General features: G+C 52.9%; 23 protein-coding genes and 2 tRNA genes. 7 read left to right on the forward strand and 18 right to left on the reverse strand.

Annotation, left to right across the window (positions count from 1 at the left end):
• Positions 1 to 323: 323 nt before the first annotated feature.
• Both ACFR99_RS18820 and ACFR99_RS18825 read right to left on the reverse strand, forming a co-directional pair.
• Positions 324 to 1,922 carry a carboxypeptidase regulatory-like domain-containing protein gene (locus ACFR99_RS18820; RefSeq protein WP_390290789.1) on the reverse strand — a complete coding sequence of 533 codons (1,599 nt, stop codon included), beginning with the start codon at positions 1,920 to 1,922 and terminating at the stop codon, positions 324 to 326.
• Positions 1,923 to 2,007: 85 nt separating this feature from the next.
• Entirely contained in the window at positions 2,008 to 2,409 is a 402-nt protein-coding gene (locus ACFR99_RS18825; RefSeq protein WP_390290792.1) for a hypothetical protein, read from the reverse strand.
• A 185-nt stretch (positions 2,410 to 2,594) separates the two neighbouring features.
• On the opposite strand from ACFR99_RS18825, the gene ACFR99_RS18830 reads away from it, so the two are divergent.
• Both ACFR99_RS18830 and ACFR99_RS18835 read left to right on the forward strand, forming a co-directional pair.
• Positions 2,595 to 2,948 (forward strand): hypothetical protein, encoded by a 354-nt coding sequence (locus ACFR99_RS18830; protein ID WP_390290795.1) that lies wholly within the window; start codon positions 2,595 to 2,597, stop codon positions 2,946 to 2,948.
• 146 nt (positions 2,949 to 3,094) lie between these two features.
• Positions 3,095 to 4,033: a hypothetical protein gene (locus ACFR99_RS18835; protein ID WP_390290797.1), complete on the forward strand. Its 939-nt coding sequence runs from the start codon at positions 3,095 to 3,097 to the stop codon at positions 4,031 to 4,033.
• A gap of 26 nt (positions 4,034 to 4,059) precedes the next feature.
• On the opposite strand, the gene ACFR99_RS18840 is transcribed toward ACFR99_RS18835, so the two are convergent.
• The 3 genes from ACFR99_RS18840 to ACFR99_RS18850 form a co-directional block, all read right to left on the reverse strand.
• Positions 4,060 to 5,181, reverse strand: a complete 1,122-nt coding sequence (locus ACFR99_RS18840; protein ID WP_390290800.1) for a DNA cytosine methyltransferase — start codon at positions 5,179 to 5,181, stop codon at positions 4,060 to 4,062.
• 115 nt (positions 5,182 to 5,296) lie between these two features.
• Complete coding sequence (hisE, locus tag ACFR99_RS18845) at positions 5,297 to 5,581, reverse strand: phosphoribosyl-ATP diphosphatase (RefSeq protein ID WP_390290802.1); 285 nt, start codon at positions 5,579 to 5,581, stop codon at positions 5,297 to 5,299.
• Positions 5,582 to 6,049, reverse strand: a complete 468-nt coding sequence (locus tag ACFR99_RS18850; RefSeq protein ID WP_390290804.1) for a bifunctional nuclease family protein — start codon at positions 6,047 to 6,049, stop codon at positions 5,582 to 5,584.
• Between the two features lie 197 nt (positions 6,050 to 6,246).
• On the opposite strand from ACFR99_RS18850, the gene ACFR99_RS18855 reads away from it, so the two are divergent.
• On the forward strand, positions 6,247 to 6,813 hold the full coding sequence (locus ACFR99_RS18855; RefSeq protein WP_390290806.1) for a hypothetical protein: 567 nt from the start codon (positions 6,247 to 6,249) through the stop codon (positions 6,811 to 6,813).
• A gap of 218 nt (positions 6,814 to 7,031) precedes the next feature.
• Here ACFR99_RS18855 and ACFR99_RS18860 read toward each other — a convergent pair whose 3' ends face one another.
• Genes ACFR99_RS18860 through ACFR99_RS18870 form a run of 3 tightly spaced genes read right to left on the reverse strand, consistent with a single transcriptional unit; the run spans position 7,032 to position 7,931 of the window.
• Positions 7,032 to 7,313 carry a hypothetical protein gene (locus tag ACFR99_RS18860; protein ID WP_390290808.1) on the reverse strand — a complete coding sequence of 94 codons (282 nt, stop codon included), beginning with the start codon at positions 7,311 to 7,313 and terminating at the stop codon, positions 7,032 to 7,034.
• Positions 7,313 to 7,594: a hypothetical protein gene (locus ACFR99_RS18865; RefSeq protein WP_390290811.1), complete on the reverse strand. Its 282-nt coding sequence runs from the start codon at positions 7,592 to 7,594 to the stop codon at positions 7,313 to 7,315. Before ACFR99_RS18865 ends, ACFR99_RS18860 begins: the two co-directional genes overlap by 1 nt.
• Positions 7,587 to 7,931, reverse strand: a complete 345-nt coding sequence (locus ACFR99_RS18870; protein ID WP_390290814.1) for a hypothetical protein — start codon at positions 7,929 to 7,931, stop codon at positions 7,587 to 7,589. Before ACFR99_RS18870 ends, ACFR99_RS18865 begins: the two co-directional genes overlap by 8 nt.
• Positions 7,932 to 8,288: 357 nt before the next feature.
• On the opposite strand from ACFR99_RS18870, the gene ACFR99_RS18875 reads away from it, so the two are divergent.
• From ACFR99_RS18875 to ACFR99_RS18885, 3 genes are all read left to right on the forward strand, one after another.
• Entirely contained in the window at positions 8,289 to 8,930 is a 642-nt protein-coding gene (locus tag ACFR99_RS18875) for a tyrosine-type recombinase/integrase (RefSeq protein ID WP_390290816.1), read from the forward strand.
• A 298-nt stretch (positions 8,931 to 9,228) separates the two neighbouring features.
• Entirely contained in the window at positions 9,229 to 9,510 is a 282-nt protein-coding gene (locus ACFR99_RS18880; RefSeq protein WP_390290818.1) for a hypothetical protein, read from the forward strand.
• Between the two features lie 190 nt (positions 9,511 to 9,700).
• Positions 9,701 to 9,868, forward strand: coding sequence for a hypothetical protein (locus ACFR99_RS18885; RefSeq protein WP_390290821.1), 168 nt, complete (start codon positions 9,701 to 9,703; stop codon positions 9,866 to 9,868).
• Positions 9,869 to 10,104: 236 nt separating this feature from the next.
• On the opposite strand, the gene ACFR99_RS18890 is transcribed toward ACFR99_RS18885, so the two are convergent.
• The 9 genes from ACFR99_RS18890 to ACFR99_RS18930 all read right to left on the reverse strand — a co-directional run bounded on the left by ACFR99_RS18890 (position 10,105) and on the right by ACFR99_RS18930 (position 18,779).
• Positions 10,105 to 11,097 (reverse strand): hypothetical protein, encoded by a 993-nt coding sequence (locus tag ACFR99_RS18890; protein ID WP_390290824.1) that lies wholly within the window; start codon positions 11,095 to 11,097, stop codon positions 10,105 to 10,107.
• Positions 11,098 to 11,837: 740 nt separating this feature from the next.
• Positions 11,838 to 13,160, reverse strand: coding sequence for a tyrosine-type recombinase/integrase (locus ACFR99_RS18895; RefSeq protein WP_390290826.1), 1,323 nt, complete (start codon positions 13,158 to 13,160; stop codon positions 11,838 to 11,840).
• 539 nt (positions 13,161 to 13,699) lie between these two features.
• Complete coding sequence (locus tag ACFR99_RS18900) at positions 13,700 to 15,349, reverse strand: preprotein translocase subunit SecD (protein WP_390290829.1); 1,650 nt, start codon at positions 15,347 to 15,349, stop codon at positions 13,700 to 13,702.
• The gene (gene secF, locus ACFR99_RS18905; protein WP_390290832.1) at positions 15,346 to 16,221 is read right to left on the reverse strand and encodes a protein translocase subunit SecF; all 876 of its coding nucleotides are present in this window, start codon (positions 16,219 to 16,221) and stop codon (positions 15,346 to 15,348) included. Before secF ends, ACFR99_RS18900 begins: the two co-directional genes overlap by 4 nt.
• A 114-nt stretch (positions 16,222 to 16,335) precedes the next feature.
• Positions 16,336 to 16,809: a DUF5812 family protein gene (locus ACFR99_RS18910; protein ID WP_390290835.1), complete on the reverse strand. Its 474-nt coding sequence runs from the start codon at positions 16,807 to 16,809 to the stop codon at positions 16,336 to 16,338.
• 368 nt (positions 16,810 to 17,177) lie between these two features.
• The gene (locus ACFR99_RS18915; RefSeq protein ID WP_390290838.1) at positions 17,178 to 17,669 is read right to left on the reverse strand and encodes a pyridoxamine 5'-phosphate oxidase family protein; all 492 of its coding nucleotides are present in this window, start codon (positions 17,667 to 17,669) and stop codon (positions 17,178 to 17,180) included.
• Between the two features lie 181 nt (positions 17,670 to 17,850).
• Positions 17,851 to 17,925, reverse strand: a tRNA-Ile gene (locus ACFR99_RS18920).
• Positions 17,926 to 18,015: 90 nt separating this feature from the next.
• Positions 18,016 to 18,597, reverse strand: a complete 582-nt coding sequence (locus ACFR99_RS18925) for a MogA/MoaB family molybdenum cofactor biosynthesis protein (RefSeq protein ID WP_390290841.1) — start codon at positions 18,595 to 18,597, stop codon at positions 18,016 to 18,018.
• A gap of 109 nt (positions 18,598 to 18,706) precedes the next feature.
• Positions 18,707 to 18,779: transfer RNA gene (locus tag ACFR99_RS18930), tRNA-Asn, on the reverse strand.
• A gap of 94 nt (positions 18,780 to 18,873) precedes the next feature.
• Here ACFR99_RS18930 and cca point away from each other — a divergent pair.
• Entirely contained in the window at positions 18,874 to 20,253 is a 1,380-nt protein-coding gene (gene cca, locus ACFR99_RS18935; RefSeq protein WP_390290843.1) for a CCA tRNA nucleotidyltransferase, read from the forward strand.
• A gap of 24 nt (positions 20,254 to 20,277) precedes the next feature.
• On the opposite strand, the gene ACFR99_RS18940 is transcribed toward cca, so the two are convergent.
• Positions 20,278 to 21,309 (reverse strand): histone deacetylase family protein, encoded by a 1,032-nt coding sequence (locus ACFR99_RS18940; protein ID WP_390290845.1) that lies wholly within the window; start codon positions 21,307 to 21,309, stop codon positions 20,278 to 20,280.
• Between the last annotated feature and the right edge of the window lie 2 nt (positions 21,310 to 21,311).

Consider the following 21,311-nt stretch of genomic DNA (forward strand, 5'->3'; position numbering starts at 1 on the left):
GTTTTGTGTTCCTTCCAATCGTGGAAGGTTGAGAGGAAGCCGGTGAGTTGAACACCGGGAACAGCCTTGAACTGTCTTCCAGACCGCGTTAGACGTTATATTGGGACCCAGCCGAACAGAGTATTCGTAATGGAGTCGAACACACTGGTTGCAGTGTTAGCCACCGCGTCACCGAATACCCCAAACACCGTCCCAATCACAGGCACACCGAGTCCCTCAAGAATCAGGACAGCTCCGACGATTAGCAACACATAATCAATCAAGCCAAAGGCCTTCTGAGCGCCTTTGGCAGCAACGTATTGCTGTGGTGTAGGCATACATGATCACCCCTGTTTGAGCAAGGCGACAGCGATCAATGCAGCGCCACCGATAATCATCACTGTACTGTTACTCATACCGCCATCGTCACCGCCACCACCGCCTCCGCCGCCTTGGGAATCATACACGATAGACGGACTGATTTCTGCGGTGTGGTTATCTTCTTCAACGATATGGATTTCGTCGTAATTGTTCATATCGAAGTCGGTGTCTTCATTCTTGATTTCGAAAGTATCCCCAGAAGTATAGACTGTGAAGGAGAACCCTGACAGGAAGTCACTATCCGACGATGAAGCGTTTTTCCCGTGGATACCTACGACGATTTCACCGCTACTTTCAGCTTTCATCGTTACCGACTTGACGGATTTATTATCATCAACAGTAAGGACGTGATCCCCTACAATTCCGTTCTCCCCGTCTGTCTGGTTATCTGGCAGGGCTAACGTTGTTGTAGTAGTCGTTCCCGCAGTTACTTCCACATCGTATTCGGAAGCGGTGCCGTATCCATCAACACCAGATGCCAGCACATCGTAGTAACCGACCGGCACATCGATGGATGTTGGTGATGACTGAGTGGTTACAGTTTCGCCATTACTGTTGATGATTTCGATGTCTGCACCGTTGATAGTTTCGCCGCTCGAAGCGTTAGTAGTAGTCACTTCGAGTGTCCCCATATCGGGTTCGGGGTCAAGATTCGAGGTGACGGTCTTGGTTTTTCCTTCCTCAACCGTTACAGAGTGTGTCTGTACACTGTAGTTGTCAGCGTTAACTTCAATCCGGTATTCGGCAGGCTGTAGGCTTAATTCAGCTACACCTTCCGAATTGGTTGTTACAGTTTCGTGAACACCGTCTTCGGATGTTCCGTCCCAATCGGGATCGACTGCACGCACTTCAACGCCTTCCATGAAGGAACCGGATTCATTTAGAACGGAGACAGTGACGGTGCCGGGTTCCGGTTTATCCATCTGGTGGGAATTAGAAGTACCATCAGCGTAGTTAACCGTATATCCATCAATGGATACCCAGCTATCACGTTCCAATTGTAGGATGTTATGATCCGACAGATTAGCGTCATCAAACGTGATTGTGTACGGACTATCTGATGATGCACTACTCACGTCAACTGCATTAGAGATGAAGTTCTCGTTCACTACAGCGGAATCCGTTCCGTCCATACCGAGTAGACGGACCTGAGCTGTTGAATTGTACTCTGACGGGAATACATCAACATCAACGCTATCCACTGTTTTGTCACCGGGGTCAATCACCGGTTCCTCGTATGTGTGAACCGTTGTATGTCCGTTAGGACTTACTTCAGCGTGTTCGTCGCCTACCCAGCTTTGCCCGTCTGCACTATCAATTCTCCAATTAAGTTCCACGTCTGACCCGTATTGGGCTTCGAGGTCGTCTTCTACAGTCACATACCCTGAATCGTTCGTCGTGTATGTTCCGTGAATATCGGTGTAATCCATACTGCTATTCGAATATTCGAGGTTGACTGTTTGTCCGGCTACAGGGTTGCCTGTATCCAGATTAACGACCTGCACACTGGTTGTGTCACTGCTTGTTTGTCCGGCAACCGTCCCGATGGGGGCGATCACCATAGACGCAACAAGTGTAATCACTAGCATCAGTGTCTTTGTTTTCGATAAAATATTGTTCATAATTTGAATCACCAGTGAAGGTTATCTATCCGAGGTACCCAACGGCGTAGGCCAAGAGAACTTGCAGTCCAAAGACCCCGCCAGCGAGTACTGGTTCTCCTTGGACAGCAGTCTGGAACTCAGGGATGAACGCCATTGCACCAGCGGTCAGGAAGCCAAAACCGGCCATGTAGGTCCAGTTCTGGTCCATCTGCTGGAGACTTTCGCGTGTGAAGTCGTTGCTGAATGCGATGTATCCCAACATCACGAACGAAATAATCGCAGCAAGACTAACGGAGAGGTTGCCGTAGAGGGTTACTTGATCAGCTAGCGATGCGCCATTCAGGAATTGTGAGGAAACTTCGATGATGCCGGTTTCAGCGCCTGTTGCAATGCTGAACAGGGTCGCTGCAAGGGCATCAGAAGCCTCGTGCTTTCGTTTAGCCATGTTTCAACTTGTAGTTCATCACGACAAATAACCAAGTTTTACAACTTAGTTGTATGTCGCTTCACCAACTGTAACAAAGGGTCGCGGTTAAAGATTACTGTGAATACATATCACACATTATTCAATAGAATGAGAAGATAGGATACCAACAAGATTCATGCAGTTAGCGGAGAGAGAAGGGAGATATGTACAATGAAGACTGGGAGGACGTGATGACTGCGGATTCAATGGACGAGAAAATCAGTGCTTTTGCTGACCTTGCACAGGGTCGAGCAGAGAACCGAGAACAGCCAATCGAAGACGTTGTACACAATCTTACCCACCAATCATACCTCGAAAAACACACTACCAGCGACATACTCACGGAACTTGCTGAATTGGAGTCGCTGTATCCAGACGCCATGTATGATGGAGAAGCGAACGATCACATCATGACGTATCTGGACGACACTTCTGACTTCGAATACTGGTACGACTACGCTTATCTGTCACTCGCGGCAGGACTAGAATGGGCAGTCCTGACTGAGATTCAAGAATAAATCTATCAATTACGACTATCACTTCAGTTTTGTTTGGTAATATATAATCGAAGCACTTGTGCCCCCTCATTCCACTCTGAAAAAATAAGTATAGTATCAAAACTTGTGCCGCAAACACTAAGCTACCTGTCCCTCACACTGAATCTATGCCCGAGGCAATTGCTGAAGAAGTTAAGGAAGTAGAGGATTTGACAAGTGAGAATGTCACAATTAAACAAAAGAGGGAATTGTTGAAAGCAAGTGAAGTCTATCTTGATGTTCGATTTGTGTACCCTGACGAAGGAGAGGTTTGGGATGGGTCTGTTCCAGTCTATTACCGGCGAACAGGTGTGTTCGAGGAGACTTCTGAGGGAATGGCAGATGTTATTGAGCAGGCATATGACAATATGCATCCTTCGAAAAGAGAGCAGTGGGAACAAGAACAACGAAAGTTCTGGGAGGACTTTTCTGGTAATGTAACTGATGAATTTTTCTATGTGATAATGGATGGAGAGTGGCACTGTGGTCATGAGTTCCCTGACAACAATAATCCATCCCGCAGAATCCAAGACATCAAAGAGAAAGGGTACACGCTATCCTCGAAGCGAATGCAGTGTGAGGAATGTGACCGAAGCAAAATGCATCGTCAGATTGTTCGGTTTCCACGAGGTGGCCCAACTGGATACGAAACGATGTCTGATGAGCTTCGTGAGCGTATTATCCGCGTCCTTGGACGATATGACGTGTTTGAGAATACGACTCGTCAACAAGGACTGCTACCCGATCACAAGTTCCCCGAAATCCGTTGGGATGAGACTGTTCGTGAGGACAACCCGGATGATATGCCGGAAGAAGAAATTGAAGAGAAATTCCAGTTGTTAGACAATCAGCGTAATCAACAAAAACGAGAAGTCTGCCGTAATTGTTTCCAGACCGGGGAACGCGGTACTCCCTACGGAATCAATTTCTTCTACGAAGGTGACGAGGAATGGCCGGAAGACGTGCCAGAACAGGGACCAGAAGCCGAGCAAGGATGTGTTGGATGTGGATGGTACGATTTACAGAAATGGCGTGCAGAATTGAATAAGAGATTACAAGAACCGTAGGGAATTACAGAAATCTACCTAATTCCTTACTGGTTTTCTCTTACTTCGTCAAGGGTAGGTCGTAGCCCACGAGCAACATGGTTAGCGAGGTTAACTGGGACTGCGTTACCGATCTGGACGAAGGTACGTTTCATTCGGCCCTCGAAGATGAAGTCATCAGGGAAACTTTGGAGTCGTGCCATCTCCCGGGAAGAGATACAGCGGTTGAGTTCTGGATGGATGTGGACTCCTCCATGATTCTCCTTGATAGCCATACTGGGAACACCCGGATATTGGCGTTTCCAAGCATCTTTGTAACTGTCGTACAAGGATTCACCGGGTCCAACCTCGGAGATACGTTCAATGGTATCTTCCCGGTGGTTCGTCCATTCGTGGTTTATCTCTGGGTTTCGTGGCTCGTCTTTGAGGTCTGCTATTGCTTCGTCACACGCTAGATATTCTTCTTCAGAGAGAACTGGGTTCGGGAACGGATTCTTCACCCCGAATTTGTTCCCCATGAACACTGACCGGGAACGAATCTGTGGGACTTCATAATCAGCTGCTTCAAGAATTTGGACGCCGAGTGGATACCCAGCATCTTCAAAGTCATTCAGGATGTTTTGGAAGGCTTTCCCATCCTCAATCGTAGTGATTCCGGGGACGTTCTCCATTACAAGGAACCATGGGTCGATCACGTCCAGAAGCCGGATTATTTCTTGGTAGAGGAAGTTCCGTTCGTCTTCAGGGTCGCGTTCGCCAGCAATTGAGAAACCGGGACATGGGAACCCCGCAAGAAGAACGTGAATGGTTTTGTCACCAATTATCTCTTTTACTTCATCTTTGGTAACATCTCGAATGTCTTTGTTCAGATGGGTTGCAGACTCGAAGTTCCGTTCATATGTTGCAGCTGCATCTTCGTCTTGCTCAACGCCAAATATTGGCTGGTAATTTGCTTGTTGGAATCCAAGTGTGAGTCCGCCTGCGCCAGAGAACAGATCAATGACGTTGTATTCAAATCCGTCTGTATCTACCTCTGTGGAGTCCACCCATTTCACTTTGTTTAGGTTCGTGAAACTCCCCTGCAACTGCTCCGCCTTCTTGCTATACTTCTTCATTGAACGAACACGTTCGACCTTCGATTTCCCAGTCTCACCGGCTTGTTCACTCATACAGTCCTGCACCTCTTTTTCTCCTATCTATTGATAAACTTCTGGGTTTAGAGCGAACTTATGACATCGAATCATAGTTCTAACATGAGTCTGCAGAGAATCTACGGGACTTGATTCAACGCCGTGACTGGAGTTCCTTCTCTAGTTGTTCAAGGGATATATCCTTCATTGAGAGTAAGACAAGCAAGTGATAAACAATATCAGCGGCTTCGCAGATTATTTCTTGTTGATTATCGTCTTTTGCAGCTAAGATTAGTTCTGTTGATTCTTCACCAAGTTTTTCCAGCACTGCGTTTTGGCCTTTTTCGTGGGTGAAGAGCGAGGCGGTATAGGAATCCGCGGGTAATTCTTCCTTCCGGTCTTCGATAACAGCGAATAATTCTTTAAAAGTTTCGTCCATTTATATTTCACCGGATACGTTACGAATGTCTTCCAATTCCTCGAACTTTTCTCTATCGTCTCGCCCGTCCTCAAAGACTGACTCCGTAACTTCGATGGGAGCGTTGGTTCGAGAAGCAAGAGCGAGTGAATCACTTGGGCGGGCGTCGATCACGGTTTCGCCGCGAGGTGTCTCAACATAGAGGTCTGCAATATAGGTGCCCCCCTGTCCATTCTTTCTCTGTTTAATTCCGTTGATGATTATATGATCAATTCTGCTCCCTAACTCTTCCATGATGTCCAGTAATAGGTCATGGGTCAATGGTCGTCCAATATCTTCAGCTTCGAGTCCGCGAGCGATGCTGGTTGCTTCGTTGAAGCCGATGAAGATTGGAACAACATCATCCTCTCCGTCAATAGCAAGGACTACCACCGGTACTGGTCCTTGTGAAGTCCCTGCAACACGTACCGCGTCAATAGATGCATCCATACTCAATAGATGGCGGTGAATATGAAAAGAATCTACCCTTGCGAGGGTTATCTTCTGTTGGAACGTTGAATGACGTCCCCATATCAAATATGTATAAAATAATTTATATACTATTGCAAGATTCTAGAAATTACATTCACTCCTAGCTAGGTAATGCAAACGCACAAAAGTAACACCATTGGAATGCTATGAAGAGTATGCGACTAGTAAGTGCTGTCGGAGGCGGTACACTTGGTTTCCAACTTGATCTTGATAGCCTCGCCAGCGACCTTGATGTGGCTAGTACCAAATATGATCCCACAAAACATAACGGACTGATTGCCCGATTCCACGAAGATGGGCCTGCAATTATATTCTATCGTTCTGGTGCATACAGCATTTCAGGAGCTGATTCACTCGACGAACTGGAATATACATTTGATAAGTTGAACAAGACTTTACATGAGTTATTAGATAGTAGTGTGGATTATAATCCGACTTTTGAGGTTCGGAATATTGTCTATTCTGGGAAGTATGGTAACGGGAAATCACCGGGAAGTATTGATCTTAAGGCAGTCTGTATGGGACTCGGATTTGATGTCACTGAATACGAACCAGAGCAGTTTCCGGGGGTGTTTTATCGACCAGATGACCTACCCGGTATCTATCTGATATTTAGTACGGGTTCAGTAATGCTAACCGGAGTTGCGGACACCTCGATAGCCGTGGAAGCCTTTGAGGAAGTAATTCGACGGATTGGAGATGTACTGGAAATCAATCCGTAAACTAACGACGGACTGGACCCATCGCGAGTCGAAGAATGCGAGATCGAAACCAGCGTAACAACCTCTGACGCCAACACCGCGAAAAACGAGTTACTGCGAAGGAATCAGCGTGTATCTGCAATCCTTGCCCATACAATACTTTGCTGTTCGTGGTTCTCCACGGTGCTTGATCAGAGACGAGATCATTGTTTCCCGATTGCAAGATGGGCACTTACGATTCATAGTGATTCACCTCCGAGTAGTTCGTTGATGTCGTATTGTTCGTACAGCTGCTCTGCTTCTTCATCTAATCGTTCGACTGTATCCTGATATATCGGTTCGAGTCCGGCCATCTGGATGTGGGCACGTGCATTGATCATGCATTCCACATAATCCACCAGTAGACAAGCGCCCGCGTATCGTTGCAGACGTAATCCACAGTCCACCATGTACGATGACTGCTTCATGTAACTCTCAGCCTGTTCAAGTTCGTCTTCGATGATTTCGATATGTTCATTCATTAGTGTTCACCTCGGTTGTCCAGACCCCGAAGAATTGCCCTTGTATGTGCGAGGAATTGCGGAACATCCTTACGTGAAATAATGACTTCGCACGCAACGCCGCCCATATCCTGCTGATAACTGGAGATATACCCACTTCCCAACAACCACGACGGAAGTTTGCCTTTGACGGTCAAATTACCTGAAGCACCGACTTCAACTGACATTGAACTGGAAGGCGCTTTGCGGTTGTGGATTTCACACAGCGACTGAATCGCTGTTTCAGTGAGGACTTCACTCATCGAGATCACCCAGAGTTACTTGTTCAGAATCATCATCGATGTTTTCGATGAGAATGTTTACAAAGGCTTCACCGATGACATATCCTGATTCGATGGATTCGCCATGGTCAATGATGTTTTTGGCCACTTCCTCAAGGCCACTATCATCGATTCGTCGCTTCTCTACTACCACTTGAATACTGAATCCGCCCTGAATGTGGCTGTAAATGCCTACATGACGGCACCACGGCTCAGAAATAATTCGGAGCCGAAGTGCATCTTTGACTGCTACTGTTTGGCTGTCTGGCTGTTCTTCTCGATGTGCCGGATCGGCATTCTGGAGTTCGTTGTAGTTCATCATGGTTCTGTTCTCCCCTGATTACCAACCTGTTATTTTCTCACAGGTTGTATCAGGTTGCATATGTATATTTATTGTTAGGGGTCTAAGAACTACCGGGCTTCAGAACTTCTCGGAATCCTTTATGATATTTCTATGATAAACTGGAGGGTTCGAGAACTTACGTTCCCTACGGGAACGTAGACTCTCACCAACCCCCCTTGACGCTCTCTGACTTCCGACAACTACACTTCTCGGAAGTTAATGCAGTACCTTTCCATCCAAACCCACGGTAGAACCGTTCTAACGCTTATTCTCAAAATCACCGAAACCCCTTAACTACCGGAATGTGTATAAAAAGACGGAAGTGAAAACATAATGAGATTGGAAAGTCACGACAACAAACCAAACGAATACAAATGCTACCTGACTCCGGCTGAGTACGAATTATTTATCGAAGTCACAGACACACGAGCAGCAGAGTATCAAGAACGAACCAAACTATCCCTACGAGACGAAGTAATGGTACGACTCGGCGGAGATGTAGGACTACGAAGCCGTGAAATTGTCTCTGTGAAGGCCAACGACCTGAAAGTCGATGAATATGGCGACCGATACATCAAGGTCAAAGGCAAAAACACGCGGGGAGGCGCACCGAAAACACGGGAAGCCTACGTTCCTGATGGGTGTTTCTCTGCCATTCGCGATTGGATGGCAACACGCGGCGTCAAACCTGACGAGGACACTCGCATTCTCCCGATCACGACGAGGGCGTTGCGTGACCGCATTGAAGTTTTGCGGGAACGTGCAGCTGAACAAGCCGATAACGACGATTGGAACCATGTCACGAGTCACGATCTCCGTCGATTCTACGCACAGGACTTGCTTGTTCGCAAGGGAGTGGGTGTTCGTGTAGTAATGGCATGGGGCGGCTGGAGCAGTTACAGCGCAATCGAACCGTATCTTACTAGTCCAACTCCAGAGCAGATGCATGAAGAAATTGCGAGGCACGAACTATGAAACTGGAAGGAATGCATTGGGGACGCTGCCCGGAATGCAAGACGTTACTGTATATCCCAGATGATTTTGGAATGTGTGTTGACTGCTACGATAATCATCTTCAGCAATTACAGGAAGAGCATGAAGAGTGGAAGCAGGAGAGAGCAGAAATAGATGGACGAATAATTTGACACACCTGTTTTCGTGAGTTCTTGGAAAGCAGTTTCCTGTTCAGTAAATCTGTGAGTTTACTGGTTTACTGAGGAAGAAACCAAGAAGCCCCGAAACCCTTTAACTAGTTTATTTCGTACAAATAAGTATGAAGGAAGAAAAGAAGAAAGAATTGAAACGGATAGCGAAGTATAAGATATTTACTAGTTGTGGTTTATGGTTTCTGTTGCCTGTTGTAGGGATGGGGATGATGGAATCCCCTGAACACTCAGATATATCGATTGTAGTGGGGATTGTGATGTTCTCCGTCGGCGTTGTTGTCTATACATTCCGAAGCGTTCAGGATGTCATGATGGATGAAGAAGAAACCCGAATCCCTGAACGGCGAAAACGGGAACTTGGGATTTATGATGGGGAAATGGAGGGATGATGATGGCGAGTAGATCACCGCACTACTTCAGCTCATACCTTACTCTCGTTCGTTATTTGGTTGTGACCTACCTCGTAGCCCTTGCACTTCCCCATATAGGGATATATTTGGGGTTTGATTTAATCATTTTTGCATCAGTATTGGTTAACATGGTGATCGATGTCTTGGTTGGCAATGATGGGTGGTTCCGATGATTGAAGACGAACATGACGATGAAGCCATTCAGTTAGCAAACGAATTTGACCTATGCATCCTCGATGCAGAAGAAATTCTGGAGCGAGGCCGGAAGGCAATAGAACGCGATCCCGACGAAATGCTTTCACTGGAAGAAATGCGAACCAAATTCGAAGACGAATAGACCCACTCCCCACTTGTTCATCTGTTACGAGTGTCAATTCTGAATGACAAGAATGAAGTAGTGATTCGTGGACGGAGCTGCTGGGCACGATGCATGGATGGTTGGCTCCCATGCACTCACATGGTTCTCCGTGTCGCACTGAGGTGGGGGATTAGGAGCAGGGGATGTATCCTCGTGCCCAATACACCCCCTCTCCACTATTTCAAGTGTTCGAACAGAACCAGAAACAAACAACGTTAGCTCTCGGCGTTCTTGAACAACTCCACTTCTTCTTTAATCAGACCTTCTATACTGCTGTTATCCACGTCCTCGTCTTCAATTAATGACTTTTCCAACACAGACCGCATCTCCCGGCGCTCATTATCTGTTAACACTCCGTACTCAACCGCTATACCTTCAATCCCGTTAAGAATACCCAACGCTCTTTCTATCTCCTGTACATCCATGTCCTCATCACCATCACTAAGCGATTGGAACACATTCTGTGTGTCTTCCAGTCTTTTTCGAATATAGTCCGAAATTTGATCTTCTCCGAAGATCAACCGGCCATCTAAATCATACACACCCCGCTCATTCACACGCTCACGATACGTGTTTAGTTTGTAGTTCGAACCGCCCACAGTCTGTTTAATTAAGGGGTCTGGGTCATCCAGCCCGTCGGGATACATATACCGCCCACACGCCACGATAAGGTCCGCTATACGGTCCGTGTCATTAGGTAGGCTGTCCCAGTTCACATGTTCTGGGTTGATTACTGTTTCACCATCCGAACCCATCAATTCCCGAATATCATCACTTTTTAGACTATGAGCGTTGTTAGGATGTTGTGGGTCGTACTCCGAGAGAGAACGTCCCTGTTCACCTTCACTCTGAACACTGTCTTTCTGTGAACCCGTCTCTTTTTTGTTTGGACTCTGCTGAGTATTTCGGGGGGCGGGGGAGGGGGTAGCGTCTTCCTGTTCGAGAAGACCCTTAATCTCCCGTAATTCCTGCTCTACACGGCTATAACGGTCTTTATCCATGTATTCCAAAAGTGCCCGTTCAATGTGGGAATTAGTGTCACCCATCAGGTCCTCGGTCCAGTCTTCAAAGTCTCCGAGTAAGTCTTCATCTACACTGTGCCACATCTGTGTCCGGTTTCCAGAGCCTGTATACCGGGATTTCACGGGATTTCGATTGTGATTGTCTGCCTGTTCTTCTGAATCGTCGGGATTATTTCGAATCGTCATTGCATACGATAATAGTATGTACAGGGTTAAAAGAGTTACTGGGATTATACAAAATACCACTATCCATTTCCATACTACTACTACTAAACTACATACTAAATAGAGTATTATTGTTGTTGTTTGGTGAGTAGGAGGCTGACTCTGTATGGTATGCTACTACATTCCACTCTTTCTTACCCTTTCTCCTTCCCGTTTAGTCTCGTTCTCCCATCTAATCAAGGGGGTGGGGTGGGGGTGGGTTACTCGCTGAAACTCCAAATAAAAAAGAGAACAGCGTCTCTAAACAGACTACAAGAAAACTACTTACTGAATCCCGACTCTCTCCAATTCCTCGTCCATTGCTGTAGGTGATGGATGGGATGGATGAGTTGGAAGCGGCGGAGCCGGTTCAATCGTAATTCTGCGGGCTTTACGGCGTTCGTGAAATATAGTATGTTCAATGTTAGCAACAACAGTTACCGGCAATCCAGCAACCATATCTGTTTTTATACTAGGATTCTTCGTATCTGATGTGAATCGCAGTATGGCATCGGCCTCTGACCGTTCTCAATCCCAATGCAAACAACTGCTCAATATGATAGCATAGAAGAATACGTAAAACAGAACCGAGAAATGCTCACTGAAGTCCTGAAGCATTGTGATGATAACTACACAAGGGCGTGCGCTTTGGCCTTACTCAAAAACGGTGGAGATGTTCGTGATGTGGATCGTGTTCGTAGTGCGTTAGCTGAGATTTAGGTTTAGATCAGGTTCTCGTCGTCTGTTTCGAGTGCATCCATGAATTGCTGGATGTCGTCTTGTAGTTCAGGGTGGGCGTCCATCATTTGCATCAAGTCCCGTGCATCCTCAATCTGCTCTGGAAGTTCAGGGTTTTCCGAAACAAATCGAAGGGTTTGACGACGGACTTCTTCAGCTTTCTTCTCAAGGTCATTGACGGCCTCAACGGATTGGGCTTTACCGCACCATACACAGGTTGGTTCGTTTCGTGGTGTTTTCTCTCCACAGCGGTCACAGACCAATGGTGCAGTCGGTTCGGGTTCGTCCTCTTCTACATCTACACCGTGCATCTTTGCAATTTCGCGGTCACTCTCACTGGAGAACACTCGGATGTAGCGAGCGGCGGCTTTACTACCCCTCACCCAGCCGTATCGTTTCTCTAGTGTGGCCTGACTCAGGTTTCGTGAGGCGTGGAATGATGCTGAACTCTTACGAAAATTGGTTGGAGTGACTGGCTTTTCAACACCAGCTCTGTCTGCTGCTTTGTTCAGAATTTTGGAGAACATGGTATTGCTGATTTTGTTGGGGGAGTTGAGTTTGCACCAGAGTGGGTCACTGCGTTCTCGGGATGGGTGTTCTGCAAGCCAGCGGGCAACATACGGCTCAGAGTCAATGAGTAGCACGTCACGTCCACCTTTCTTTCCTTCAACGTGGACAGTGTACCCGTATTTGTGGTCGGTTATATCACCGTAGGTTAGTGATTTGAGTTCGCCGCCACGTGGACCGGCGTCGAATGCGAGGGCAATTAACGCGGCGTCACGAGCGTTGTACGTCGCGTCAATCATGGCTTCTACCTCGTCTCGTTTCAGCATCTCCTTCTTTTTCGGCTTGTGATCGTGGTTCTTCGGGTATGAGGTCTTAATCCACTCAATGCTGTCAGGGATACTGTCGGTTTCATAAGAGTCAGGTTCGAGGTCCACACGCCGTCCGAACTGTCGTAAAGCGACCCTGTAGTCTCTCGCGGTTTCGACATTCTCGTATTCCTTGTTTATCCACCGGACAATGCGTTGAGCGGCAGATCGATCTTCGAGTGCGTCGGCGAGGCTGCCGACCTGCTCGGCCATAATGACGCAGTGCCGGAGTAGTTTGTTGTGTCGATGGTCGCTGTATTCGTTGTTGCGTAGGTAGAGTTCATCAGAAAACTCAAGGAGAGCGTCCTTGTCCTCATCACTGATAGGAGAGGCTTCGTTTTCATCTTGGACGTACCTCTCGCTTTCCTCGATTCTGAGTCGTAGTCGTTCGATTGCATCATCTGGAGTTTCAGTGCGATAGTGCCTGAACGACATTCGGTCTAATTCATTTAAATCAGTGGGATATTAACCTTTGGTGGGAATCCCGGCCTAGGCTTTTTCGAAATTCGTCGCTTCCCGAGTGTCTTCGCTTGTCTGCCTCGCCGATGGTCTCTTCTCGGATCGCTCTCGTAGACACGTCAGCATAGCCGATCGCGAGACTGCCCTGTAACCGGTGTAACTCGTTTCGGTCGGTATCCTGTCGGAGACGAGTGGCCGCTCACACGCGATATCTGGACCGCCACCGTGTACCGTGAATTATAGTAACAACTGAAACGATTTACACACTGATCGCACAGCCCTCCTGCGATGACGTTCGTGCTGCCGTGTCCGCCAGGAACTCGAGTGCGCCGCAACTGCTGGCTGATCGTTTTTTACCCTCTAAGCGGTGCGTCGTGGTGGTGATCTGAATGCCGATCTGCACGTCGTGTAAGGAACCTGTCTCGTACGATTTTGCAGCTGCACACGGTGACGGCGACAGCGTCGACTGGTGTCCGCGGTGTCGAAACCGCCGGTGAAGCCGGTCAAAAGGAGCGTTACCGGTCGGTCAACAGCCGACGGAGGATGTCACCGTAGGCGGGGCGAGTGATCAACACCCCGATAAAGACGCCGAGGATGGTGATGATCGCGAACCCACGGAGGTCGCCGAGACTCAAGACGGCGAGCGGTGAGAGGGCGACGACCGTCGTCGCTGCGGCAGCGCCGATGACCCAGAAGGCTTTGCGGAACCGCGACTGGAAGACCCGTTCCGAGCTGACGTCGCCTTCGTCCATCACCTCGTCGGCGATGATCACGAGGTCGTCGACCCCCGTCCCGACGACGGCGATGAACCCGGCGACGTGGGAGAGATCCAGCGGCATACGTATCAGCGCGGCAAACCCGAGCAAGACGACGACCTCTGCCAGTGCCGTGACGATCATCGGCAGGGCGACGCGCGTGTCCGTATAGCGAGCGTAAACGACGCCACTGACGGTGAGCACCGAGAGGAGCCCGATCAGCAGCGAGTACTCTTTGAACTGGTCTGCGTGGGCCGCTTCGATCGAGTAGACCTGACTCTCCTCGAAGTCGAGCGGCGCGCGCAGGCTGCCGGCCTGCAGGTTGACCGAGAGCTGCTGAGCATCCTGCTGGTTCTGAGCGCCCATCTGGAAGATGGGATCGTTGGCCCACTCTTCGTCTCGCATCGAGTCGGCCAGGCTCGAGCCCATGCTGTGTGCGGCGACGGGCTCGCCGTCGGTGACCGTCACCAGACAGTACTGCTCGCCATCGTGATCGAAGTCGACGGTTCCGTTGGTGGTGTCGAGGCTACACCGGCCCATACCTTCGTTCGGGTCGGTGAAGCCGAAGTCGTTCATCTGCTGTTGGAACCCGGGTGCGGCTTCTTCACCGACTTCCACTGGGACCACGTAGCCATCGCCCGACTGTCCCGGCCGCGACTCTTCTTGCCGAGGTGGGTCGACGGTAGCGATGTCGTCGCCGGTCAGCATCGTCTCGTTAGTCTGGTTCCCGTTTTCGGGATAGTAGGCGACGACCTCGACGACCCCACGCTCGGAGAGCAACTGCCGGAGTTCGCCCGAACCCATGTTCGGGACCTCGACGACGATGTAGTGGTCGCCGTTCGTCGTCGTTTGCTCGTAGACCGTGCCACCGGAGAGTCCTGCGGCGTTGATCTTCGTCTGGATCGTCTCGATGTTCTGGTCGCGAGTCCGCTGGCTCACGCCGTCGCGGACGTCGTCTTCGGAGACGTCTGCGCCCGCCGACTGCAGTGCCGCAGCGAACTCCGCGTCACTGACGCTGTCGGTGAACACTTCGGCGACGACGGTCCCGTCGTCTTGCACGTGGACGCTGGCGTTCGACCGATCGAGGCCGAGTTGCTCCTCGTCGTCTCCGTGGAGCGCTCGCTCGAGGTCGTCGATGCGGTCCTGGTCGACCTGCCCGTCGTCGCTGACCGCGTCGGGCGCGACGTCCTCGGCGGTCATCCCTACGACCGGAGCCCGCAGCCGGGTCCCGCCCTCGAGGCCGAGCCCGAACTCGAGGTTCGTGGGGCTGTCCTGGAGGCTCTCGTTTTCGCCGACGCTGTTGTCGGCGACGATGCCACCGGGGATGAACAGGGCGACGACGGCGAAGCCGACGAACGCCACGAGCAAGAGCACCCGCCAGTTGGCTTTGACAGCGCTGATCGGATTCATGAGCGGACCCCCTCGAATTTGTACCAGCGAAGCAAGCTGAGGTTTAACATGTAGGTGTTCATCAGGTCGGCTGCGAGGCCGACGAACAGGATGATGCCGATCGATGCCAGCAGGTCGATGCCGAACAGAAACGCCGCAACCCCCATCACGAGCATCGCGACCATCGACGTGACCGTCATCGTGACGCCGGTGCGCATCGCGCGATGGGTACTCTCGTAGAAGTCACCGCTGCGGCGCAGGATGTGGTTGTTCAACAGGATGTCGGAGTCGACGGAGTAGCCGATCAACATCAACAGCCCGGCGACCGTCCCCAGCGAGAGCGGAATCCCGGCGAGGCGCATGAACGCAAGCGGGATCATGAGGTCCGAAAACGCCGAGATGACGATCGCGATCGACGGGACGAACGTCCGGAAGAGCAGGAAGGCGATTGCGCTCATCCCGACGAAGGCGACGGCCAGGCCCAGCATGGCCGTCTGCTGGCTTCCCTGTCCGAAGCTCGCCGACGTCGACGAGATCGATTGGACGATCTCGCTGTCGCCGTCTTGGGCTAGGTTCGATTCAGCCTGTTCTTGCAGGGACTGGGAGTCGGTCGAGGCGAACTGCACGATATACTGGTTCTCGCCGCCTGACTCCGTCACCGATTCGGGCTGTTCGTCGAACGCCGCCGAAATCTCGTCGGCCGACGCTGTTGTCTGGACGGTCAGTTCCGTCCCACCGGCGAAGTCCATCCCCAGCGGCACCGGCGTGCCGTACACGAGAAACGACCCGCTGAGGACGAGCAATGCAACCGCGAGGACCGCGAGCGGAACCGCCGCGAGTTGGCGGTTACTGTACCGGTTGTATTCGATCTCCGGTACGTCGAAATACGCCATATATCGGTTCCCTTGCAGGCCCGCGAGGTAAGCCTTCTTAATTTCGACTCGCCGTCGCTGCCAGTCGACTCCGGCGGCCTCGAGCGCCTGCGACTCCGACACGAAGTCAGTCCGTCAGTCCGGCAGATAGCGCACGCTCAACACGCCGTCGGCAGCCGACCGCCGGACTTCCACACGAACCGCCTCGAGTCTGGCCGCACGCGCAATCGTCTCCTCGTCCTCGAGGACGTCCTGGGCCGCCGCCTCGAGTTCGCTCTCGGGGACACAGAATACGTGTATTTCACCTGTTCCAGCTCGTTCCTTCTGAATCAGGTCGCCGACGTCGCCGTCGGCTGCCAGCTCCTTTTCGTACTGGGTCGGCTCGAGATCGCTGTCGACCAGGTCGATCGAGCGTCGCTCTGCGACGTCGATCACTTCCCAGGCGACTTCCAGGGGCGGTTCGGGTGCGACGGTCGCCTCGAGGACGTCGTGGACCTCGAGGCCGGGATTCGACGCGAGAGGGTGGACCTGTGCGGTCTCGACGTCGCGGACGACCGCCGACTCCGGTTCGGCGTGCGTGACGACGAACGTACCCGTCTTTTCGCTCATGGACGCTCGTAGGTCGTGGATCGGTTTCGGGGTTTCGGCTTTGGGTTGTGTGGTGGCTCGAGTGAGTGGCGCCCCCGAAATCCATATTTGTGATACACTGACCGAACGTGTCGAACTTCCATAGAAATAGAGCGGATGAAATAATTGGGGTGGGCCGAATCGAGAGATCCATACGGCAAACCGGAATTCGTGCGTATATCTCTGAATGGGATTTTAGCTGGAAAATAGGGCGCTAAGCTCCCGTCCTCAAGGAGCGAACGAACGTAGCGAAGTGAGTGGTGTAGGACTGTTGGAGTGAGTTGACAATCAAATATGATCGGAACTATATTTGCGCTGTCAGGGGACAACCGTCCCGAAATGGGATTCCGTCACTCTGACCGGTTTTCGGACGAGTCCGTTTCAAACGCGGGTGGCAATCCCCTGTGTGTAAGACCGACCTGGTCTTCGATCTGGAGTTGATACAGTTTGGTGTTTTCCGATGCGCCAGCCCGTTCGAACAAGTCTGGACGCCACTGCATGTCCATGGCATCTTCGACTGACTCTCGCTCGCTCTCAGGGATATCACTGATCGGGCCAGTGAGAAGAACGCTCGTCCACATAAACGGTGTGTCAACATTGTACACGAGGAATTGAGCAGCATCGGCACGGTCGCTGAGGTCTTCTTTCTGACTTTCAGACCCTAAAACATACAGGAAGTAGACTCGAGCTTCCCCATCATACCAGAAGAATAGCGGGCGCATGACGGGGACATTCTCAGTCGGGAGACCTAGCACTCCGACATTCTGATTTGACAGAAACCCTCGAATCTCGTCGTCAGTCATCCGGTCCATGCCGTAGTCGCTGAGTTCGTCGATCGTCATCATGCAACACGATGGTCCGGGTCTACTAAGCTGTTCGTGGCAGAAGGTCGACTGCATCTCAGAGCTCTCTTCAAAACGTGTCCTCGTGGCGCGTCGCTTTCCACGCACGACTCACGGTTCAATCATCGTGTAAACACCGTATCCTACGACATCGTTGGCCCAGAACCGTGCAGTTTCTGGATGGGCCCTGCCGGATTCGAACCAACGACCACTCGGTTATGAGCCGAGCGCTCTTACCAGACTGAGCTAAGGGCCCTCCACTCGGCACAAACCGTGCGCGCTAATTAACGTTTGCTGTCCGGTTCGCTCGCTGCATCTCGACACTCGAGCGCCTGCACCAACGGGGCTACTTCTGATACTCCGTCAGCGTCGGCTCGTCCGTCCCGGCGCGGTGGCGCGTCGCCAGCCCCGCGAGGTGGGGCGCTTCGGGGACGATCAATTCCTCGCAGGCGGTTTCGCAGGCGCTTTTGCTGCCGGGCAGACAGAACACCGGCGTGTCGACGGCGATCCCCGCCGTCGCACGGGAAGCCATCGCCCGGGTGCCGACTTCCTCCCACGAGAGCGACCGGAACAGTTCGCCAAAGCCCGGCAGCTCGCGCTCGAACAGCGAGGCGGTCGCCTCGGGCGAGACGTCGTCGACGGTGACGCCGGTGCCGCCGGTGGTACAGACCACGTCGATATCCTGGCGTGCGACCAGCCCCCGGACAGCCGTCCGGATCGCGGCGTAGTCGTCCCGAACGAGGCGCCGCTCGCGGACCTCGTGGCCCTCGGCTTCGAAACAGTCCTGAATGGTGTCCCCGCCCGGATCGTCGGGATCGGGGTCGTTCGCTCGCGAACTCGAGACGGTCACGATGCCCACGTAGAGCGGGTCGATGACGTCGTGGCCGTGGTGGTCGGTCCCCCGACGGTCGTCGCTATCACTGGTCATACACCTTTGTCAGTGCCGAACAACGTTAATCCTGCCCCAGCTCGGCGTACGTCCTGTCTTCGGGAGCGCATATAGACCGCTACCTAACGGAACGTGGAATTGAGAGGAGCGCCGAAGCCAGGACTCGAACCTGGGACAACCTCGTTAACAGCGAGGTGCTCTACCATCTGAGCTACTTCGGCTCACTCATTGGTAGCCGGGTGCATTTAATAGGACTTTCGTTTTCCTTGCAACGGGTTCGATACCCTTTCACGCACCGCTCGAGTGTATCCTGCCATGAGCGAAGAGGACGCTGACCGCGACGAGGACGACCTCGAACGGGTCGTCGCCGAGGTGCGCGACCGCGTCGATCCGGCTGCCGAGGAACGGACACGGTTGCGCGAGGTCGCCGACCGACTGATGGATCGCGCCGAGGCTGCGGCCACGGAGCTGTGTGCCGACGCCGACGTCCTGCAGGTCGGTTCGACGGCCAGAAACACCTGGATCAGCGGCGACCGCGACATCGACATCTTCGTCCGCTTCCCGCCGGAACTCGACCGCGAAACCTTAGAAGAATATGGGCTCGAGGTCGGCCACGCGACGCTGCCCGACGGCCACGAGGAGTACGCCGAACATCCCTACGTCAAAGGCGAAGTCGAGGGGTTCGATGTCGACGTCGTCCCCTGCTTTCGCCTCGAGTCGGCGACGGAAATCCGGTCGGCGGTCGACCGGACGCCCTTTCACACGCAGTATCTGAACCAGCGACTCGACGACGAGCTCGCCGGCGACGTCCGGGTCACGAAGCAGTTCCTCAAGGGGATCGGTGTCTACGGCAGCGACCTCCGAACCCAGGGCTTTAGCGGCTATCTCACCGAACTACTCGTCTGTGAGTACGGCGGCTTTCGGCCGTTGCTCGAGGCGGCCGCCGACTGGCACCCGCCGGTCGAACTCGATCCCGAGGAGCACGGTCGTGTAAGCTTCGACGATCCGCTGGTCGTCATCGATCCTACCGATCCCGAACGTAACGTCGCCGCCGTCTGTGCGGCCGAGAACGTTGCTCGCTTCCAGCACTATGCCCGCGCGTTCCTCGCGACCCCACGAACCGACTACTTCGACGCCGACGACCCGGAACCACTGACCGAAGCAGCGCTCCGCGAGCACCTCGAGCAACGAGCCACCACGTCCATCGCTGTCCGGTTCGACGCCCCCGATCTCGTCGAGGATCAGCTCTATCCGCAACTCTACAAGTCGCTCGATGGAATCACGAACGGGCTCGACGATCGTGGATTCGACGTCTTCCGGGCGACCACGTTCGCCGACGACACGGCCGTCGTCTTCGCCGAACTCGCTGTCAGCGAACGGCCCGCCGTCGAGCGCCACGAGGGGCCGCCGGTTCACGTCCGTGACCACGCCGCCGGTTTCTACGACGCCTACGCGGACGACCCTGACGCCTACGGCCCCTTCATCGAGGACGGTCGGTACGTCACCGAGCGCCCGCGATCGTTTACGACTGCGCGCGAATACCTCGAGAGTGATCGGCTCTTCGACGTCGGACTCGGCGCACACGTCGAGACGGCACTCGAGGACGGCTACGAGGTCGTCGTCGGTACTGAGATCGCGGCGTTGTTAGACGAGTTCGGGACGGAACTGGCAGCGTATTTCGAGCCGCGGCCCTGAGACGGGCCCGATAGCCGGTTCGTTTCAGAGGGAGTCGAGGTCTACGTCGAGGTCGTGTTCGTCGAGCACGTCCTCGAGGGCACCTTTCGCCTTTTCACCGGGGTCGTCGCCAGGTTCGATCGGTTCGCGGCCGTCGAAGGTCTCGTGGACGAGGGCGACGCTGTCAGCGAGGACATCCAGCCCGTAGCCGCCCTCGAGAATAAAGGCCAGCGCGGCGTCGACGTCGTCGGCGAGCGACCGCATGCGGTCGCTCATCAGCGCGTAGGCCTCCGTCGAGAGGCGGATTCGCGAGATCGGATCGTGTTGATGAGCGTCGAAGCCCGCGCTGATGAGGACGAGATCCGGATCGAACGCGGTGAACGCGGCGGTGATCGGACCGTCGATGGCGGCCAGATACTCGTGATCGTCGGTGCCGGCCGGCATCGGGATGTTCATCGTCGCTCCCTCGCCGTCACCCTCACCAGTCTCGTCGACATCGCCGGTACCGGGGTAGAGTCCCTGCTCGTGGATGGAGACGAAGAATACGTCGTCCCTGTCGTAGAAGATGTCCTGTGTCCCGTTGCCGTGGTGGACGTCCCAGTCGAGGATCGCGACGCGGTCGACATCGTAGTCGTCGTGATCGAGGGCGTACTGGGCAGCGACGGTGACGTTGTTGACGAAGCAAAACCCCATCGCGTCGTCGTAGACTGCGTGGTGGCCCGGCGGCCGACCGACTGAGAACGGCGTTTCGCGTCCCGAATTCCCCTCAAGTGCCGCTTCGGCGGCCCAGCAGGCGAGCCCGGCGCTCCGGCGGGCCGCGTCCCAGGTGGCCTCGACGGCGGTCGTGTCGGGATCCCAGTTGCCGCCGCCTTTCTCACAGAACTCCCGTACCGATTCGAGATAGTCGCGGTCGTGGACGGCTGCCATCGTCTCGAGGTCGCAGGGGTCGGCCTCGACGTATTCGACGCCGTGTTTGCGCTTCAGTCGTTCCCGGATCGCTCGTAGCCGGTCCGGCGACTCCGGGTGGCGCGAACCGGGATCGTGTGCGAGACAGTCCTCGCTGTAGCCGAACTGCATTT

This window comes from Haloarchaeobius amylolyticus (assembly GCF_042678045.1).
GTDB lineage: Archaea > Halobacteriota > Halobacteria > Halobacteriales > Natrialbaceae > Natrinema > Natrinema amylolyticus_A.

Bases quoted from the DNA above. Each gene is read 5' to 3' on its own strand.
- ACFR99_RS18820 (WP_390290789.1), bottom strand. From the start codon at position 1,922: ATGGTGATCGCCCCCATCGGGACGGTTGCCGGACAAACAAGCAGTGAC.
- ACFR99_RS18825 (WP_390290792.1), bottom strand. From the start codon at position 2,409: ATGGCTAAACGAAAGCACGAGGCTTCTGATGCCCTTGCAGCGACCCTG.
- ACFR99_RS18830 (WP_390290795.1), top strand. From the start codon at position 2,595: ATGTACAATGAAGACTGGGAGGACGTGATGACTGCGGATTCAATGGAC.
- ACFR99_RS18835 (WP_390290797.1), top strand. From the start codon at position 3,095: ATGCCCGAGGCAATTGCTGAAGAAGTTAAGGAAGTAGAGGATTTGACA.
- ACFR99_RS18840 (WP_390290800.1), bottom strand. From the start codon at position 5,181: ATGAGTGAACAAGCCGGTGAGACTGGGAAATCGAAGGTCGAACGTGTT.
- hisE (WP_390290802.1), bottom strand. From the start codon at position 5,581: ATGGACGAAACTTTTAAAGAATTATTCGCTGTTATCGAAGACCGGAAG.
- ACFR99_RS18850 (WP_390290804.1), bottom strand. From the start codon at position 6,049: ATGGATGCATCTATTGACGCGGTACGTGTTGCAGGGACTTCACAAGGA.
- ACFR99_RS18855 (WP_390290806.1), top strand. From the start codon at position 6,247: ATGCGACTAGTAAGTGCTGTCGGAGGCGGTACACTTGGTTTCCAACTT.
- ACFR99_RS18860 (WP_390290808.1), bottom strand. From the start codon at position 7,313: ATGAATGAACATATCGAAATCATCGAAGACGAACTTGAACAGGCTGAG.
- ACFR99_RS18865 (WP_390290811.1), bottom strand. From the start codon at position 7,594: ATGAGTGAAGTCCTCACTGAAACAGCGATTCAGTCGCTGTGTGAAATC.
- ACFR99_RS18870 (WP_390290814.1), bottom strand. From the start codon at position 7,931: ATGAACTACAACGAACTCCAGAATGCCGATCCGGCACATCGAGAAGAA.
- ACFR99_RS18875 (WP_390290816.1), top strand. From the start codon at position 8,289: ATGAGATTGGAAAGTCACGACAACAAACCAAACGAATACAAATGCTAC.
- ACFR99_RS18880 (WP_390290818.1), top strand. From the start codon at position 9,229: ATGAAGGAAGAAAAGAAGAAAGAATTGAAACGGATAGCGAAGTATAAG.
- ACFR99_RS18885 (WP_390290821.1), top strand. From the start codon at position 9,701: ATGATTGAAGACGAACATGACGATGAAGCCATTCAGTTAGCAAACGAA.
- ACFR99_RS18890 (WP_390290824.1), bottom strand. From the start codon at position 11,097: ATGACGATTCGAAATAATCCCGACGATTCAGAAGAACAGGCAGACAAT.
- ACFR99_RS18895 (WP_390290826.1), bottom strand. From the start codon at position 13,160: ATGTCGTTCAGGCACTATCGCACTGAAACTCCAGATGATGCAATCGAA.
- ACFR99_RS18900 (WP_390290829.1), bottom strand. From the start codon at position 15,349: ATGAATCCGATCAGCGCTGTCAAAGCCAACTGGCGGGTGCTCTTGCTC.
- secF (WP_390290832.1), bottom strand. From the start codon at position 16,221: ATGGCGTATTTCGACGTACCGGAGATCGAATACAACCGGTACAGTAAC.
- ACFR99_RS18910 (WP_390290835.1), bottom strand. From the start codon at position 16,809: ATGAGCGAAAAGACGGGTACGTTCGTCGTCACGCACGCCGAACCGGAG.
- ACFR99_RS18915 (WP_390290838.1), bottom strand. From the start codon at position 17,669: ATGACGATCGACGAACTCAGCGACTACGGCATGGACCGGATGACTGAC.
- ACFR99_RS18925 (WP_390290841.1), bottom strand. From the start codon at position 18,597: ATGACCAGTGATAGCGACGACCGTCGGGGGACCGACCACCACGGCCAC.
- cca (WP_390290843.1), top strand. From the start codon at position 18,874: ATGAGCGAAGAGGACGCTGACCGCGACGAGGACGACCTCGAACGGGTC.
- ACFR99_RS18940 (WP_390290845.1), bottom strand. From the start codon at position 21,309: ATGCAGTTCGGCTACAGCGAGGACTGTCTCGCACACGATCCCGGTTCG.